The 16,558-nt window shown below is 71.8% G+C and carries 15 protein-coding genes; 6 read left to right on the top strand and 9 right to left on the bottom strand.

The window, feature by feature from the left end; genetic code table 11:
• Positions 1-60: 60 nt before the first annotated feature.
• Positions 61-1,734, top strand: coding sequence for a malate synthase A (gene aceB / locus AB0O24_RS10105; protein ID WP_363374570.1), 1,674 nt, complete (start codon positions 61-63; stop codon positions 1,732-1,734).
• A gap of 48 nt (positions 1,735-1,782) precedes the next feature.
• On the opposite strand, the gene AB0O24_RS10100 is transcribed toward aceB, so the two are convergent.
• Genes AB0O24_RS10100 through AB0O24_RS10065 form a run of 8 tightly spaced genes read right to left on the bottom strand, consistent with a single transcriptional unit; the run spans position 1,783 to position 10,444 of the window.
• Entirely contained in the window at positions 1,783-3,228 is a 1,446-nt protein-coding gene (locus AB0O24_RS10100; protein ID WP_363374568.1) for an AMP-binding protein, read from the bottom strand.
• 41 nt (positions 3,229-3,269) lie between these two features.
• On the bottom strand, positions 3,270-3,878 hold the full coding sequence (locus tag AB0O24_RS10095; RefSeq protein ID WP_058629367.1) for a hypothetical protein: 609 nt from the start codon (positions 3,876-3,878) through the stop codon (positions 3,270-3,272).
• The gene (locus AB0O24_RS10090; RefSeq protein ID WP_363374564.1) at positions 3,871-5,697 is read right to left on the bottom strand and encodes a VWA domain-containing protein; all 1,827 of its coding nucleotides are present in this window, start codon (positions 5,695-5,697) and stop codon (positions 3,871-3,873) included. The genes AB0O24_RS10095 and AB0O24_RS10090 overlap by 8 nt, the downstream gene beginning before the upstream one ends.
• Positions 5,694-6,347 carry a potassium transporter Kef gene (locus AB0O24_RS10085; RefSeq protein WP_363374561.1) on the bottom strand — a complete coding sequence of 218 codons (654 nt, stop codon included), beginning with the start codon at positions 6,345-6,347 and terminating at the stop codon, positions 5,694-5,696. The genes AB0O24_RS10090 and AB0O24_RS10085 overlap by 4 nt, the downstream gene beginning before the upstream one ends.
• A complete protein-coding gene (locus tag AB0O24_RS10080; protein ID WP_307385247.1) occupies positions 6,344-7,915 on the bottom strand; it encodes a MoxR family ATPase in 1,572 nt (523 codons plus the stop codon). Before AB0O24_RS10080 ends, AB0O24_RS10085 begins: the two co-directional genes overlap by 4 nt.
• A gap of 9 nt (positions 7,916-7,924) precedes the next feature.
• Positions 7,925-8,995 (bottom strand): AAA family ATPase, encoded by a 1,071-nt coding sequence (locus AB0O24_RS10075; protein ID WP_275796563.1) that lies wholly within the window; start codon positions 8,993-8,995, stop codon positions 7,925-7,927.
• Entirely contained in the window at positions 8,988-9,596 is a 609-nt protein-coding gene (pnuC, locus tag AB0O24_RS10070; protein ID WP_275796565.1) for a nicotinamide riboside transporter PnuC, read from the bottom strand. Before pnuC ends, AB0O24_RS10075 begins: the two co-directional genes overlap by 8 nt.
• Before the next feature lie 56 nt (positions 9,597-9,652).
• Positions 9,653-10,444, bottom strand: a complete 792-nt coding sequence (locus tag AB0O24_RS10065; protein WP_275796566.1) for a DeoR/GlpR family DNA-binding transcription regulator — start codon at positions 10,442-10,444, stop codon at positions 9,653-9,655.
• Positions 10,445-10,520: 76 nt separating this feature from the next.
• Here AB0O24_RS10065 and AB0O24_RS10060 point away from each other — a divergent pair, with 76 nt between their 5' ends.
• The 3 genes from AB0O24_RS10060 to AB0O24_RS10050 are packed head-to-tail and all read left to right on the top strand — an operon-like array spanning position 10,521 to position 13,149.
• On the top strand, positions 10,521-11,171 hold the full coding sequence (locus AB0O24_RS10060; protein ID WP_275796567.1) for a hypothetical protein: 651 nt from the start codon (positions 10,521-10,523) through the stop codon (positions 11,169-11,171).
• A 53-nt stretch (positions 11,172-11,224) separates the two neighbouring features.
• Positions 11,225-12,517 carry an MFS transporter gene (locus AB0O24_RS10055; RefSeq protein WP_275796569.1) on the top strand — a complete coding sequence of 431 codons (1,293 nt, stop codon included), beginning with the start codon at positions 11,225-11,227 and terminating at the stop codon, positions 12,515-12,517.
• A 53-nt stretch (positions 12,518-12,570) separates the two neighbouring features.
• Positions 12,571-13,149 carry an AAA family ATPase gene (locus AB0O24_RS10050; RefSeq protein ID WP_275796571.1) on the top strand — a complete coding sequence of 193 codons (579 nt, stop codon included), beginning with the start codon at positions 12,571-12,573 and terminating at the stop codon, positions 13,147-13,149.
• 22 nt (positions 13,150-13,171) lie between these two features.
• On the opposite strand, the gene AB0O24_RS10045 is transcribed toward AB0O24_RS10050, so the two are convergent.
• Positions 13,172-14,467, bottom strand: a complete 1,296-nt coding sequence (locus AB0O24_RS10045; RefSeq protein ID WP_363374555.1) for a chloride channel protein — start codon at positions 14,465-14,467, stop codon at positions 13,172-13,174.
• Between the two features lie 84 nt (positions 14,468-14,551).
• On the opposite strand from AB0O24_RS10045, the gene AB0O24_RS10040 reads away from it, so the two are divergent.
• Positions 14,552-14,875, top strand: coding sequence for a hypothetical protein (locus tag AB0O24_RS10040; RefSeq protein ID WP_363374552.1), 324 nt, complete (start codon positions 14,552-14,554; stop codon positions 14,873-14,875).
• A 39-nt stretch (positions 14,876-14,914) separates the two neighbouring features.
• Positions 14,915-16,114 carry a pyridoxal phosphate-dependent aminotransferase gene (locus tag AB0O24_RS10035; RefSeq protein WP_363374549.1) on the top strand — a complete coding sequence of 400 codons (1,200 nt, stop codon included), beginning with the start codon at positions 14,915-14,917 and terminating at the stop codon, positions 16,112-16,114.
• The last annotated feature ends 444 nt before the right edge of the window (positions 16,115-16,558 follow it).

Here is a 16,558-nt window from a genome sequence, read left to right as displayed (position 1 = left end):
ACTCAACACTTCGCGGCCGCGAGCCGCCAGGGGACGCCACCGACACAGAAAGCCACGACCATGACCCTCATCACCTCTCCCCCGCCCACCCCGACCCGCGCGAGCACCGACGGATCCCGGATGCCGAGCGCTCCGGCATCCATCCCCCACCTGCGCCTCGAGCGCCCCCTCGAAGGACGGGATGCCGAGATCCTCACCCCCGCGGCGATCGCCTTCGTCGCCGAGCTCCACGACCGCTTCGCGCGGCGCCGGCACGACCGGCTGGCCGCGCGCGAGCGCCGGCGCTTCGAGATCGGCACGGGCGACGACCCGCACTTCCGCGCCGACACCGCGCACATCCGCGACGACCCGTCGTGGCGTGTGGCCGGCGCGGGCCCGGGCCTCGAAGACCGCCGCGTCGAGATCACCGGACCCACCGACCCGAAGATGACCATCAACGCGCTGAACTCCGGTGCGCGGGTGTGGCTGGCCGACCAGGAGGATGCCACCTCCCCCACCTGGCGGAACGTCATCGGCGGACAGCTCTCGCTGTTCGACGCGATCCGCGGGCAGCTGTCGTTCACGAGCCCCGAGGGCAAGCGCTACGAGGTCACCGCCGAGCGCACCCCGACGATCGTGATGCGCCCGCGCGGTTGGCACCTGCCCGAGAAGCACGTGACGTTCATCGACCGGTCGGGCCGCGAGCTGTCGGCATCCGGATCCCTCGTCGACTACGGGCTGTACGTGTTCCACAACGCGCACGCGCTGATCGCCGCGGGCCGCGGGCCGTACTTCTACCTGCCGAAGATCGAGTCGGCCGAGGAGGCACGACTGTGGGATGACGTGTTCTCGTTCACCGAGGAGCGTCTGGGTCTCGCGCACGGCACGATCCGTGCGACCGTGCTGATCGAGACGCTGCCCGCGGCGTTCGAGATGGAGGAGATCCTCTTCGCCCTCCGCGACCACTGCGCGGGGCTGAACGCCGGGCGCTGGGACTACATCTTCTCGATCATCAAGACCTACCGCGGGCGCGGGGCGCGGTTCGTGCTCCCCGACCGCAGCGAGGTCACCATGACGGTGCCGTTCATGCGGGCCTACACCGAGCTGCTCGTGCGGACCTGCCACACGCGGGGCGCGTACGCGATCGGCGGGATGAGCGCGTTCATCCCCAACCGCCGCAAGCCCGAGGTGACCGAGGCGGCGTTCGAGAAGGTCGCCGCCGACAAGCGCCGCGAGGCCGGCGACGGCTTCGACGGCACGTGGGTGGCCCACCCCGATCTGATCCCGGTGGCGCGCGCCGAGTTCGACGCCGTGCTCGGCGAGCGCGAGAACCAGCTGCACCGCACGCGCGAGGAGGTCGCGGTCGATCCCGCCGACCTGCTCGACCTGCGGATCGGCCTCCCCGTGACGACGGCGGGCGTGCGCGGCAACGTCTCGGTGGCGATCCGCTACATCGAGGCGTGGCTGCGGGGCCTCGGCGCCGTGGCGATCGACGACCTCATGGAGGATGCCGCGACCGCCGAGATCTCGCGCTCGCAGATCTGGCAGTGGATCCACCAGGACCGCGAGACCGCCGAGGGTGACACGATCACCCGGTCTTTCGTCGAGGGCCTGCTCGACGAGGTGCTGGCCGAGGTGCCGCGCACCGACGGCGACCGCTTCGACGACGCCGCCGCGGTGTTCCGCGAGGTGGCTCTGCGTCCGGAGTTCCCGGCGTTCCTCACCCTGCCGGCGTACGCGAAGTACCTCGACTGACGGCCAGCCCGGTCGCGACCCCCTCCCCGTCTCGGGAGGGGGCTCGCGTCACGCCGTCGCCGCGGAGCGGAAGCGTCGGGGCTTGCCCTCGCCGAGGTCGATGAGGCGGTTCACACGTCCGACCTCGACCGGCTGCTCCAGCAGCACGACGAGCGCCTCACGGATCCGCGCGGCATCGCCGCCGACCACCGTCACCGCGACAGCGCCCGACGCGTCCTGCACGACCGACCACCCGAGCGCCCCGTGACTCTGCAACTGCTGCGTCAGATCGACCGAGGGAACGCGCACGCCGGAACCGGTGACGAACTCGGTGTGCTCGCGCCCCTCGAGGTCGGCGATCCCCACCGCCCCGTCGGGGAACCGCACGAGACGCCCCACGTCGCCCGTGCGATACCGCACGAGCGGGAGCAGCGGGTTCTCTCCCGCCGTCACCGTGATCTCGCCCATCTCGCCTTCGGGCACCGAGTCGCCCGCGGCATCCAGGATCTCGACGAGCACGCGCCGGTCCAGCACCCGGAACGGCCCGTCGTCGGTGCGCGCGGCGATCGGTCGCGTCTCGTGGAGGCCGTAGACGTCGATGACCGGGCACGCGAACGCGGTCTCGAGCTCGGCACGCAGGGGCCCCGACAACGCCATCGCGCCCGAGAACAGGGCGAGCGGCCGCAGCACCTCGCGCAGATCGTCGCTCAGCAGCTCGGCGAGGCTCGTCGGGTTGCCCGAGATCACCTGCGGGTTCGCGTCCGCGAGGAATCGGGAGCGATCGGATGCCGCGCGCCAGGCGCGCGCGTCGAGGTTCACGCGCGCCATCGCCCGGTGGGCGAAGCCGCTGATCAGCGAGATGTAGGTGAACGCCTGGCGCTGCTGCAGCACCCAGACGAGCGCGAGGCGCTCGGCATCCGGGGTCCACTCGACACCCGCACGGCGGGCGAGATCGACGAGGAGGTGGAAGCCCCGGGCGACCTCTTCGACGTCGTCGGGGATGACGAGCGCAGCTCCCGTCGAGCCCGAGCTCGTGCCGTGCAGCATGCGGTCGAGGTCGGCGTCGAGCGGCACGAACGCCGAGACGTCGGCCGCGAGATCGGCGCGGGCGATCGGGGGGAAGTCCGCGAGGGTGCGCAGCCCCGTGTGCCCCCGATAGAACGGGAGCTTCCGCGCCGTCGCGAGGTGCTCGTCGAGCCAGCCCTCGAGCGGAAGCGGCGTACGCGTGCGCTCGATCGCCTCGGCGGTGAGCCGGTCGCCGGTCGCGTGCACCCAGGCGGGCGCGGAGGGGTGGGTGCGCCAGCGGCGGAGGCGTTCCGCGGCGGGGGCGTCGAGGGTCGGCCAGCGCTCGGCATCCGTGAGCACCGCCGCGGAGCCCGGGCGGTACTCGCCGAGCGCGAGCGGATCATCGGGGTCGGGCGCCGTCCCCGACTGCCGCCCACCGCCGTCGCTCCGCGCCGGGGCCATCGGGGCACGGCACGCCGCCGATGCCGCGGGACGGGTCTCCGCTGTCACTCCCCGCCACCGTTTCGGGGGCAGTCGGAAGGCCGCGCGGCTCACTCACTGGAATACCTCGCCGCAGCCTCCCTCGCCCGGGCCTCGGCCAGACGTCGGGCGATCTCCTCGCGGTGCTCGTACGCGGCGTAGGCCTCGGCGAGCGCGCTGCTGCGCCGCAGCGAGTCGCGCGCCTGCCAGAGCGCCTGCGCGGTCGCGCGGTCCTCTCCCGCGGGGACGAATCCGGCCCACAGCAGGAAGGTGCGGGCCGCTTCCTCCCGCCGCTCGTCGTCGGCGAGCCAGTCGAGCGGATCGACGACCGGTGCGACCCGCAGCCCGAGGGAGTCGACGGCGCGGAGCGCCCACGGCCCGGTCAGGGACGGGCGGAAGGGCTCGACGATCTCCTCGCTCGCGAGCAGCCAGAGCCCGATCGCGGCGCCGCGACGCACGCGGGCATCGTCGGCGTAGGCCGCGGACGCGCACTCGGCCCCCGCGATGTCGCCCGAGAGCGCCCTGATCGACACGTCGTCGTCGAGGAACGATCGCGGCACACTCGACAGCCGCGCGGCGACCGCGTCCAGCGCGGGCCCGGGGCGCGCGAGCGACCACGTCTCGCCCTCGGGCGGGGCCATGCTCGCCCACACCTTCAGGAGTTCGTCGGCGTCAGCCATTGAGCACCTCCGCCAGGGTCGCGCACGCCGCGGGGGCGTCGTCCATCGTCTCGAGAAACAGCGTCTCGTAGCCGGCGGCCCGCGCGAGCGGCTCCACCTGCCGCGACCGGTCGAGGACGACGAGCGTGCCGGTCGACAGCGTGGACCGCACCTGGGCCGCCACTCCGGCTCGGTCGGGATCGCCCGCCCCGAACATCGACACCAGCCCATCGTCCGAGAGCACGACGAGATGGCGGCGCTTCTCGGCGCTCGCCGGTCCCCGCCCCGCGGCACGGCGCTCGAGCAGGTCGAGCGGGAAGGTCGTCCCGCCGCCGAAGAAGTGGGCGAGGTCGCGAACGACGCGGACCGGGTCGCGCGTGAAGTCGTCGCTACCGGCGACCTGCCCGGGGCCCGAGAAACTCGCCACGCGGACCCGGCCGCCGCCCCGCAGAATCGACAGCGCGAGGATCGTGCCCGCCAGCACGGCGGGTGACCCCGATCGAGGGTTCGGCATCGATCCAGATGAGTCGATGTACATGTCCAGCGTGATGCTCGCCTCGCGCGGCACCGGCTCATCGGCGAGGAACGAACGGCGGCGGGTCGTGATGCCGGGGACGACGACGCCCCCGGCGCGGAGGGTCGCGGGCCAGTCGAGATCGGCCAGGTCGTCGCCGGTCTCCCACGTCTCGACGGGGCCGGGCAGCTCCTCGGCCGGCGTCGACGGTGCGCGCTGCGTGAAGGGACGCACCCATCGCGCGGCCTCGGAGCGGTACCACGCCGCGATCACGGCATCCTGGTCCGCGCCCGCGTACAGCTCGAGGGTCTCCGCGATGCCGAGCGCCTGCCCCGACCCGTTCCCGGCGGACCGCGCCGTGCCCGGCCCACGCCCGGTGGGCACGGGGAGGGGCGCCTGGAGCCGGCGATCCGCGAGGACGCGACCGAGCTCGGCTGCTCCCGGGGGAACCTCGTCGGCGGAACACGCGCCGCCCGGCATCGACGCTCCGGCCGCGCGTTCCGCGACGACATAGGGGGCCACCAGCACGCCGAAGCGCAGGGCACCCGAGACGGCATCGCCGGCGAACGTGCGCACGAGCTCGGCGAGCGTGTCGGCATCCAGACCGGGTCGGGTGATGGTGGCTTCCGCGAGCTCGAGCGCCGCCTGTTCGGCCTCGGCCCGCGCCTCGCGCATCCGGTCGTCGCGGGCTCGATAGCTTCCCCGGGACCTCTCGCGCTCGCGGTGCTCGATGGCGGCCCGCGGCGGCGGCGCCGGCGGCGGATCGATCGCGCACAGGGTTCCCGCCGGCAGGTTCCACAGCAGCTCGTAGGTCCGCAGGTACACCCACCAGAGTCGACCGCCGGTATCGCGCGACGCGCGGTAGAGCGCGCGTGACAGCCGCACGATGCCCGGCTCGCCCGTCCCGTCGCGCCGCCGCTGCAGCAGGGCCACCCGGGCGTTGACGAGCAGGTCGGTCCACAGGTTCGAGAGCATCGCGACATCGTCGTCTCGCACCGAGCTCGCTCCCGCCGCGACGAGAGTCCGCGCCAGCTGGTGGCGGATCTTCAGCGAATCCAGACGCGTTCCGGGAGCGAGAGCGTGGTGGCCGAGCTCGTGCGCGAAGACGCTCTCCATCTCGCCCCCGCCGCCGAGCTCGGCCACCATGCGCGGGTCGACGACGATGGCCGGCGGGAAACGGAACCACGCGGGAGCCCCGTGCTCACGTCCGGCGCCGGGCAGCAGCTCGGCGTCGTGCATGCGCACACCCCAGAGCTCCTGCGCGCTCTCCCACGCGCGGCGCACGTCCCCCTCGAGCGCAACCGCCTTCACGCGAGTCCCCGTCACGCGGGCTCCGCGACGTAGATCCACGCGAGGTACGACTCGGCGAAAGTGAGGAGGGATGCCGTGGGCCCCGCGTCCCGTCCGAGCGCAGTCGGCGGCTCCCCCTCGAGCGCGATCAGTCGCGAGCCCCACACGTCGGCATCGACGCGCCACCAGCGCTCCCCCGTGCGCACGGCGAAGGCGCCGTCGTCGTCGAGCGGTCTCGGGTCGGTGGGCGGGGCGGTCCACGCGCCCCCGAGCCCGGCGAAGCCGCCCACCGCGCACACGTATCCGCGCTGGCCCGCGCGGCCCGGCCACCAGAAGCGGTCGGTGCGCTGGCGCTCGGCGAACGCGCTGAGCTCGCCCTGGGCGATACCCAGCGCCGCCGCGGCCGCGGCCGACGGGACCTCCGGGAGGTGGGCGAGGGCGTCGTCGCGGAGGCCCAGCACACCGGCGCGCCAGCCCGCGATCCCCGCGAGGGCGACGACGAGATCGCTCGTCGCACCGACCGGCAGCGTCGCCTGCCCGGCGGCGAGCGCGTGCCAGAACCGCTCGGCGGACCCGCCCGCCGACTCGACGTTGATCCCGGCGCGCTCGAAGTCGAGCCCCGGCACGTCGATCGGCACGCCGGTCGGCGGCTCGGTGTCGGCGAGATGCCCGGGGCGGCGGATCACGCCCGCCCCTCGACCCAGCGGAGGTAGGCGGTGTAGCGCTGGTGCAGGTACTTCAGCGCGGTCAGGTCGTCGAAGTCGCGGCCGTACAGTTTGCCCGAGGTCGACGCGGCGCGCAGACGCGCCTCGACCGCCGTCAGACGCCGCGAGGCCTCGACGGCGGAGACCCCGTCGAGCCCGGCATCCAGTTGCGCAAGCAGTTCGCCGACCGGGTCCTGACGTCCGCGGCCGAGCGCGTCGTACTGACGGCACGACTCGGCGAAGAGATCGCTCAGCCAGCTCATGAGGTCGGTCGACAGTTCGCGCTCGACACCGACGTCGAAACGTGGGTGCGTGGGGTTCGGCAGCAGCTTGCCGCGCAGTACGAAGGGCACCATCGCGGCGACGTCGGCGAGCGAGACCTCGTCGCGCCCACGGAACCACGCGACCGCCTTGGCGTACACGATGAGGGTCTGCAACGCGCGTACCGAGAGCCCGTTCAGCGTCTGGGCGCCGAGATCGGCCATGAGATCGGCACCCGAATTCGCCTCGATCGTCTCGGCGACCTTTCCGCCGGCGGTCGTGACGGTGTCTTTCGTGCGGTACTCGAAGCGTCGCCCGCCGCCCTGGACGAACTCGAAGTGACTGAGGAAGAACTCCAGTCGCCGCCGCACCTCGACGGGCACGGGCACCGCGCGGATCGCCGCCCGCATCGCGGTCTGCTCCTCGGGCGCGAAGACGAGCTCGGCGGGGACGTGCTCCTCGGGCTTCTCGCCGGCTTCGACGCGCGTGATCAGCTCGTCGAGGAAACGGCTGTTGAACCCGGCCGCGGGCACCGTGACGTCCATGCGGTCGCGGAGCGCCTGGATGACCGGGAACGTCCCCCCACCGGCGTCGTCGTTCGCTGTGAAGAACCAGCTCTCGACCCCCGACACAGGCGCCGTCTTCCTGAGCTGGTCGTGGCTCTCGACGTACCCCTCGGCGACCATCGTCAGCAGCGCCGACTGCGTCTTCGTGGGGATGCGATTGTACTCGTCGACGATCTTGACCGGCCGCGACAGCCAATCGCGCCACGCGACGCCGACCTCGGCGAGACTCGCGGCGTTCATGAGGTCCCGGGGAAGAGGGATGCCGACGAGGTCGCTGATCGTGAGCTGCGGCTGTCCCTGCTGCACCCCGCGGCGCACGTCGTCGGGCGTGGAGCCGGCGAGGACGCCCATGAGCACCGCGACGGTCGTCTTGCCGCGCCCCGGACCGCCGACGAGTAGGCACTTGCCCCCGACCGCGAAGCTCAACAGCGGAAGGAGGACGTTGGACGAGAACGACGCCTCGCTCGGCAGGGTCAGCTCGGCGCCCGCGTCGCCGAGGGCGTAGGCGAGCGGCGCGCCAGACGAGAACTCGACGTCGTAGTACGGCGAGATCACCGCGCGGTTGACGATCCAGTAGTAGGTCTGGCGGAGCTTCTCGTCGAGCGGCACCGCGACCGTCTCGGCGGTGTCACGGAACAGGTCGGCGGCCGTCATCGAGGCCGTCCCCTCCCCCGTTCCCGCCGTGGTGGGTGCCTGCGAGAGCTTGTGCCAGCGGTCCGCCATCGCGCCAGCCTAACCGCCGGCCCGCCGCCGGAGCTCCTCTTGCTCGGCGTGCGGTCGACCCTCCATGGGAGCGGCGAACGAGGTCGCTTCGGCCACCGCTCGACGGATGGCGGGGAGGGCGGATGCCACCCGCTCGGCGACCGTCCCTCGCACCTCGAGCCACGGCACCGGTTGCGCCGCGAGCACCTCGCGGAATCGTTCCTGCATATCGGCGCGGATGTGTTCGCCGTCGCGCATCCCGTCCTGAACGAAGGGGATCTCGTCTCCCGTGAGGACGTACAGCGCCGGGCGGTGCGCCGCGGCCCGCGCGAAGATGCGCGGTGCGGGCGTGCCCACGTACCGCTCGTGCCACAGGGCGGTGGCGAGCACGTCGGTGTCGCAGACCAGCACGGGACGCGGCGCCCGGCGAGCGGCATCCTGTTCCCAGACGATCTGCCGGTCGACGACGAGGTCGAACTCGTCGCTGCGCCAGGGGGCCTCGAGCCCGCCCTCGCGGGTCTCACTCAGCTCGCGACCGTACTCCGGCACCCAGAGCGTGCCGAGCTCGGCGGCGAGCGCCTCGGCGAGCGTCGTCGAGCCCGTCGACTCAGCGCCGAGCACGACCACGCGCGCGGCGAGGTCCGCGCGCACCGTCGGCGAGAGCTCGTGCCAGTGGGCGTCGAGGTCACCGCGGATGGCCGTTCCCGAGACGGGGTTGATGCGTCGACCGGGGTCGATCTGCACCCAGTCCGCGCCGAGGCGGCGCGCGAGTTCCGCCCCGTACTCGTCGGAGGTGAAGACGACGTCGACCGGTTCGTCGAGAAGCCCCGCGATGGTCGCGGTGTGCGCGTCCCACGCCGTGTCGGAGGCGAAGTCGACCGGGGTGTCATCGAGAAGATCGACCACGCGCACCGTCGGGTGGTCCGCGCGCACCCACGCGGCCCGCCTGTCGAGGGGGATCGACTCGACGGATGCCGCGATCACCTCGACCGTGACCTTCTCGCACGCGCGCACGGCCGAGCGGATGAGGTGTGCGTGCCCGACGTGGAGGGGGTAGAACTTGCCGACGACCACGCCGTGGCGGTAGCGGCGCTCAGGCACGGGCGTCCGCCGCGGGCACGGCATCCGACGACTCGCTCTGCACACGGCGCCACGACCACAGCCCGCTCACGCACAGCCCGATGAACAGGGCGTACAGCGCGGCGATGATCCACAGTCCGGTGGCGATCGAGAGCGCCACGAAGGCGACGTCCACACCGATCCACACGAACCAGTTCTCGATCCACTTGCGGTTGAGCATGTACTGCGCGACGAGGCTCGCCGAGGTGGTCGCGGCATCCGCCAGGGCGACCTGCGAATCGGTGAAGGTGGCGAGCACCCAGGTCAGCAGGGCCGTCCCCGCCACCGCGGCGACGATGAGCCAGGGCACGGCGCGCAGGGGTGTCCGGGCGACGTACTCTCGGTCGTGTTCGACCCCGCGCGTCCAGCGCCACCACCCGTGCACACCGAGCACGAGGTAGACCACCTGCAGGGCGGCGCTGGCGTAGAGTCCGGCCGGCACGAACACCATGAGGAACACGAGGTTGTTCGCGATCCCGATCGGGTACGTCCACACGTTCCTCCGTGCGGCCAGCAGCACACACGCGGCGCCCGTCGCGAAACCGAGGATCTGCGTCCACTCGGTCAGAATCCACTCGATCACCCGTCGAGCCTAGGTGCGACGATGAAGCGACACGCGCTTCGTGACCCGGTGTCTCCTCAGTCCTCCGCGGTCCACAGCTCGACGCCCATCTCGGCGATCGCCGCCGCCGCACTCTCGGGCAGCTCGGCGTCGCTCACGATGACGTCGAGCGCGTCGAGGGGCACGACCCGGAAACGCTCCGCGGTGCCGTACTTCGTGCTGTCGGCGACGAGGGCGCCCGAGGTCGCGGCATCCAGAACCGCTCGCTTCAAGACGACCTTGTCGAGCTCGGGGGTCGTCAACCCGTGCGCGGTGTCCCAGGTTCCGGTGCTGAGGATCGCGAGGTCGAGGGTCATGGCCGAGACGGTGGCGGCGGCGAGGGCGCCGCTCGACGAACCGCTCGCGGCATCCACGACCCCTCCGGTGTGGATGACCTCGATCGCGGGGTGCGCGTACAGCGCCGAGACGGTGAAGAAGTCGTTGGTCACCACGGTCAGTCCGCGCCGCGCCGTCAGATGGGGAACGAGCGCTTGACACGTCGTCCCCGCGTCGATGAAGACGGTCATGTCGTCCGTGATCAGCGCGGCGGCTCGACGGGCGACGGCCTCCTTGCGCGGGAGCTCGAGCACCGCGCGAGAACCCCGCTCGCGCGGGGGCTCCACACCGGTGCGTTCGCGAAGGCGCACGCCGCCCTGCACGGCATCCACAAGACCCTCGTCCTCGAGCGCGGCGATGTCGCGTCGCACGGTCATGTGCGACACCCCCAGCGACGAGGCCAGGTGACGGATGCTGAGAGCCCCCGCTCCGCGCAGGAGACGCATCAGTTCGCGCTGACGCTGTTCCGGGATGAGGGGTGGCGGTGTCGACATCCCTCCGAGCCTAAGCCTCCGCGGACATGAGACATCGTGTTCTACCGTGTGAATTTTCGTGATACCGTGTGCAACGATGTTAAAGAAGCACGAAGTCCTCTCCGCCGTCGTCGACACCGGCGTGGTTTTGATCGTCCGCCTCGATTCCCCCGACGAGGCGCTCGCCGTCTCTCGCGCCGCCGTCGCCGGTGGCATCCGGGCCCTCGAGATCACCCTCTCGGTGCCGCGGGCGCTCGAGGTCGTGCGCACCCTCGCCGACGAGTTCGGGGATCACGTCGCCGTGGGCGTCGGAACGGTTCTGGATGCCGAGATGGCGGTCGCGTCGGTGCAGGCCGGCGCGCGCATGCTCGTGAGCCCGAACCTGAACCCCGACATGATCCGCGCGGCCAATCGGTATCAGGCGCTCACGATCAGCGGGGCGTTCACCCCCACCGAGATCGTCGCCACCATGGAGGCCGGCGCCGACATCGTCAAACTGTTCCCGACCGAGATCGCCGGCCCCGATTACCTGCGCACGGTCATGGCGCCGCTCGCGCACGCCCCGATCCTCCCGGCAGGCGGCGCCACGCGCGACAACGTCGGCGACTGGTTCGGCGCCGGGGCCCTCGCGGTCGGCGTCGGAAGCGCCATCACGAAGGCCGCCCGCCCGACCGGCGACATGGCCGACGTCACCCGAGCAGCGGCGGACTTCCTCGCCGCCGTGGCGAGCGTCCGCACGCCGCACTGACCCCCGCGGCGGACCGCGACGTCCGCCGTCACCCGATCACGAAGGAGTGGACCATGAGCGAGACGACGGCTGACGCGCCGGTGCTCACGCGCGACGAGAAGAAGACGATCCGGATCCGATGGTTCCTGGTCGGCTTCCTGATCCTCGGCGGGGTGGTGAACTACCTCGACCGATCGACCCTCAGCGTGGCGAACACCACGATCGCCGGAGAGTTCGGGCTCGACCCGCTCGCGATGGGTCTGCTGCTGTCGGCGTTCTCGTGGCCGTACGCGATCGCGAACCTCCCCGCCGGTTACCTCGTCGACAAGTTCGGGCCCAAGAAGATGTTCGCGTTCGCCGCGGGCGCGTGGTCTCTCGTGTCGATCGTGACCGCGGCCGCGAACTCCTTCGGCGTGCTCTACGCCTGCCGCGTCGCCCTCGGCATCACCGAGTCGCCGTTCTTCACCTCGGCGCTGAAGGTCAACGAGCGCTGGTTCAACAAGTCCGAGCGGGCGCTCCCGGTCTCGCTCGTCAACACGGGCTCGCAGATCGCCAACGCGATCGCCCCGCCGCTGCTGACCTTCCTTCTGCTGACGATGAGCTGGCGCGGGATGTTCATCATCGTCGGAGCCTTCGGCATCGTCGTCGCCCTCGTGTGGCTGCGCATCTACCGCGACCCGACCCTGAAGGAGCAGGCGCTCATCAAGGGCGCCGAGGCCGAGGCGCGCGTCGCCGCATCGGTCGAGAAGGTCGGCTGGGGACGCCTGCTGCTGCAGTCGAACACCTGGTTCATGGTTCTCGGCGCCTTCGGCATCTTCTACACCGTGTGGGTCTACCTCACCTGGCTCCCCAGCTACCTGCAGACCGCCCGCGGCTTCAGCCTCGCCCAGAGCGGGTGGCTCGCGTCGCTGCCGTTCCTCTGCGGCATCATCGGCGTGATCTTCGGCGGCTGGCTCTCGAACCGGCTCGTCCGCCGCGGTGTGAACACCGTCCGCGCGCGCAAGATCCCGATCGTCGGCGGGGCGATCCTCGCCGCCGCGGCGGTGCTCCCCGTCGCGTACGTCGACAGCACCCCGCTCGCCATCGTGCTGCTGTCGGTCGGCTACTTCGCCTCGCAGGTGCCGATCGGGTGCCTCTGGACCCTCGCCTCCGACGTCGCGCCGTCGAACCAGGTCGCCTCTCTCGGCGCCATCCAGAACTTCGGCGGATTCATCGGAGCGGCCGTCGCCCCCGTGGTCACCGGGGCGATCCTCACCTCCACGGGAGGCAACTACACGACGGTGTTCCTCATCGGCGGAGTGCTGCTGCTGGTCGGCGCCCTGTCGTACGGACTGTTCGTCAAGGACCGCTCCGCCGCGGCATCCTGATTCCGCGCGGGGAGGACGACCTCTCGTCCTCCCCGCCCTCCGGGAGGAACCCCATGACCGCACGACTGTTCTTCGTGATCGGCCCGGCCGGCAGCGGCAAGTCGACCGTGAGCACCCTCATCGCCCGCCGCATCGGTGCCGCGTACCTCGACAAGGACTCCGTCGCCACCGCCTTCACCGAGGCTCTCCTCGAGGCCGCGGGGAGCGACAAGAACGAACGCGACAACAACCCCTACTACCAGGACGTGGTGATGGGGCTGGAGTACGCGACGCTCCTCCGCCTCGCCGGCGACAACCTGCGCCTGGGCAACGATGTCGTGCTCGACGCCCCCTTCGTGCGGTACTTCCCGGAAGAGGACTACCTCGAGCGCGCCGCAGCCGCGCACGACTGGCCCGCCGATGTCGTCATCACCGTGGTGCACGTGACGGTCGACGGTGCCCTCGTCCGGGACCGCGTCGATTCGCGCGGCTACGGCCGCGACGCCTGGAAGCTCGCCCACTGGGACGAGTTCTGGGCCACGGCGCAGGCCGCCGACTGCCGGTGGCGGGGCGCGCACCACGTGCTCTTCGACAACAGTGCGTCCGGCGCCGATCCCGCCGCGCTCGAGGCCGCTCTGGCCGCCTTCGTCTGAGCCGGCTCTCGCGACCGAGCGATCAGGGACGCGCCGGGTCGATCGGCGTGAACCGCCGCAGCCCCGCGCGCGAGCTCAGCCGCGAGGCGGCGAGCGACCCCGCCACCGCGAGGAAGATCGGCAGCAGCAGGGTGAAGCCCGTGTCGGTGAACTCGATGATCAACGCGATCGCGGTGAAGGGCGCCCGCATGTTGGATGCCAGGAACGCGGCCGCCGCGACGATCGCGAGCGCCGTGCCGTCGGCGCCCGGCCAGATCAGTGCCCACCCGGCCGCCGCGGCCGCGCCCAGCGCCGCACCGATCGCGACGGAGGGCTGGAGCGTGCCGCCGATCGCCCCCGAACCCAGCGAGATCGTCGTCGCGACGTACTTCAGTAGAGCGAGCAGGAGCAGCAGGAGCGCGGGCTGCGACAGGTCGAAGCCCGCGGTGGCCAGGGCGCGACCGTTGCCGAGGATCAGCGGGAAGAACGCCCCGAGCACCCCCACGGCCGCGAACGTCACGGGCAGGACGACGAGCAGTTTCCAGCCCGTCGGCCGGAAGCGTCCGAGCGCCTTGGTCACGGTCGCGAAGCTCGTTGCGCCCCAGCCCATGAGCGGGCCGATGAGGACGGCCGCCACGACGAGCGAGGCGTTCACCTCGAGCGCGGGCACCTCGTAGAGCGAACCGTCGCCGACGAGGGGGCGCGCGACGAGCGTGGCGATCGCGCTGACGGTCAGGGCGACGACCGCGCCGCCGACGCTGAACTGCGCGAGCAGGATCTCGATCGCGAACAGCGCACCCGCGAGCGGGACGTTGTAGACCGCCGCGAGACCGGCACCCGCCGCCGAGGCGATGAGGATGCGCCGCCACCGCGCGTCGAGGCCGAACCAGCCGACGATCTTCGAGCCCGCCATCGCGGAGAGCTCGCGCGGCGCGACCTCCTTGCCGATCGAGGCGCCGAGGGCCACCGAGGTCACCTGGATGACGGTGTCGGCGAGCGTCTCCCACCACGGCATCCGGGCGCCGTCGACACCCTGCTCGACCGTGGCGAGCTTGCGACCGAACCGCCGTAGCAGGTACCACCCGAGCGCGGCGACGACACCCGCCCCACCCACGGTGACGATCGGCAGCCACCACGGCGACGGCAGCGCGAGGCCGTCGAGGAACGGCCCCTCCTCGTGACCCCACACGAGGTGCTCGATCGAGTGAACGATCCACACGAGCAGCAGCACCGCGAGGCCGGTCGCCAGCCCGACGATCAGCGTGGCGAGGCCGAGCTTGGACGGCGCGAGGACGGCACGGCGATGAGGGCGCGTCCGCGCCAGGGGCTCTGCTGTCACCCCGCCACGCTAACGGAACCGCGTTACCGTCCCGTGACGTGGTCGTCCGCTCGCGGCCGAGCTGTATCGCGCTACCGTGACCGCATGACCCCTCCCCCCGTGACGGCCCGGCGCCCCGCCGACGTCCTCGGCATCGTCGCCGTGGTCCTGTCCGCCGTGCTCCTCGTGCCGACGCTCTTCGTCTACCTCGTGGGGCTCATCCCCGAGATGAACGCGATCTGGTGGCTCGGCATCATCCTGCTGCCGCTGCTCTTCGGCGACGGCGTGATCGTCATCGTGCTGGCCGTGATCGGACTGATCGTCGCCACGCGCCGAGCGGGCAGACGCGTGTGGTCGATCGTGGCGCTGGGGCTCGGCATCCTGATGCTCGTTCCCGCCCTGCTCGTGCTGGTGCCCTGGTCGTCATGATCCTCGGCGCGGAAGCGCGAAAACATTAGGCTCTCCCTTGTGACTTCCCGCGCCCCGCTCTCCCGCAAGCTCTCCGCCATCGCCGAGTCCGCGACCCTGAAGGTCGACGCCAAGGCCAAGGCCCTCCAGGCCGCCGGCCGTCCCGTCATCTCGTACGCGGCCGGCGAGCCCGACTTCGCCACCCCGTCGTTCATCGTGGATGCCGCCGCGAAGGCGCTGCAGGATCCCAAGAACTACCGCTACACCCCCGCCGCCGGCCTCCCGGTGCTGCGTGAGGCGATCGCGGCGAAGACCCTGCGCGACTCGGGCCTCGAGGTCGCGCCCTCGCAGGTCATCGTGACCAACGGCGGCAAGCAGTCGGTGTACCAGGCGTTCCAGACCGTGGTGAACCCCGGCGACGAGGTGCTGCTGCCCGCGCCGTACTGGACGACCTACCCCGAAGCGATTGCGCTGGCCGACGGCACGCCCGTCGAGGTGTTCGCCGGCGCCGACCAGGACTACAAGGTCACCGTCGCGCAGCTCGAGGCCGCCCGCACCGACAAGACGACGGTGCTGGTGTTCGTGTCGCCCTCGAACCCGACCGGCTCGGTGTACACCCCCGAAGAGACCGCCGAGATCGGGCGCTGGGCCCTTGAACACGGCATCTGGGTCATCACCGACGAGATCTACCAGAACCTCACGTACGAGGGTGTCAAGGCCGTCTCGATCGTCGAGGCCGTGCCCGAGCTCGCCGAGCAGACCATCCTCGTCAACGGCGTCGCCAAGACCTACGCGATGACCGGATGGCGCGTGGGCTGGATGGTGGGACCTGCGGATGCCATGAAGCTTGCCGGCAACCTGCAGTCGCACCTGTCGAGCAACGTCAACAACGTCGCCCAGATCGCCGCGGCGGCCGCGTTGAACGGGCCGCAGGACGAGGCCGAGCAGTTCCGTCTGGCCTTCGACCGCCGCCGTCAGTTGATCGTGTCGGAGCTGGCGAAGATCGACGGCGTCGAGGTCCCGAACCCGCTGGGCGCGTTCTACGTCTACCCCGACGTGCAGGGCCTGCTGAACCGCACGTGGGGCGGTGTCACCCCCACCACCTCGCTCGAGCTCGCCGACCTGATCCTCGAGAAGGCCGAGGTCGCCGTGGTTCCGGGCGAGGCCTTCGGCCCGAGCGGCTACCTGCGCCTGTCGTACGCCCTCGGCGACGACCAGCTCCTCGAGGGCGTGCAGCGCCTCCAGCGCCTGTTCACCTGAGTCTCTTCGGCGCCGGTCACCGTTTCACGGTGGCCGGCGCCGTTCTGTGCCCGCCCGTCGGGTGGTCTCGGCGGCCGGGCGCTCCCGGTGGCCGGGCGGCCCCGGCGGCGCGGACCGTTAGGCGGAGTTCCGAGCCGACACACCGAGGCCCTGGCATCCGGAACCGGCGTGTCACCGCCGAACTCCGCACGACGGCACGCCCCCGCGGGCCTCACACCCCGCACCGGCACGCCCACGCCCCCCGAACCGTCACGCGGAGAACGGAACGACACGCCGAGTCCCCGGCATCCGGAACCGGCGTGTCACCGCCGAACTCCGCACGACGGCACAGCGGGATGCCGCCACGGCGGTCGGCCCCACGGCCCGCACCGCCCGCCGGCCCCCGAGCCGTCAGGCGGAGATCAGAACCGACACGCCGGGTCCCCGGCATCCGGAACCGGCGTG

This window comes from Microbacterium sp. NPDC086615, from assembly GCF_040686055.1.
Lineage (GTDB): Bacteria > Actinomycetota > Actinomycetes > Actinomycetales > Microbacteriaceae > Microbacterium.
This window is presented reverse-complemented; position numbering and strand designations above follow the sequence as displayed.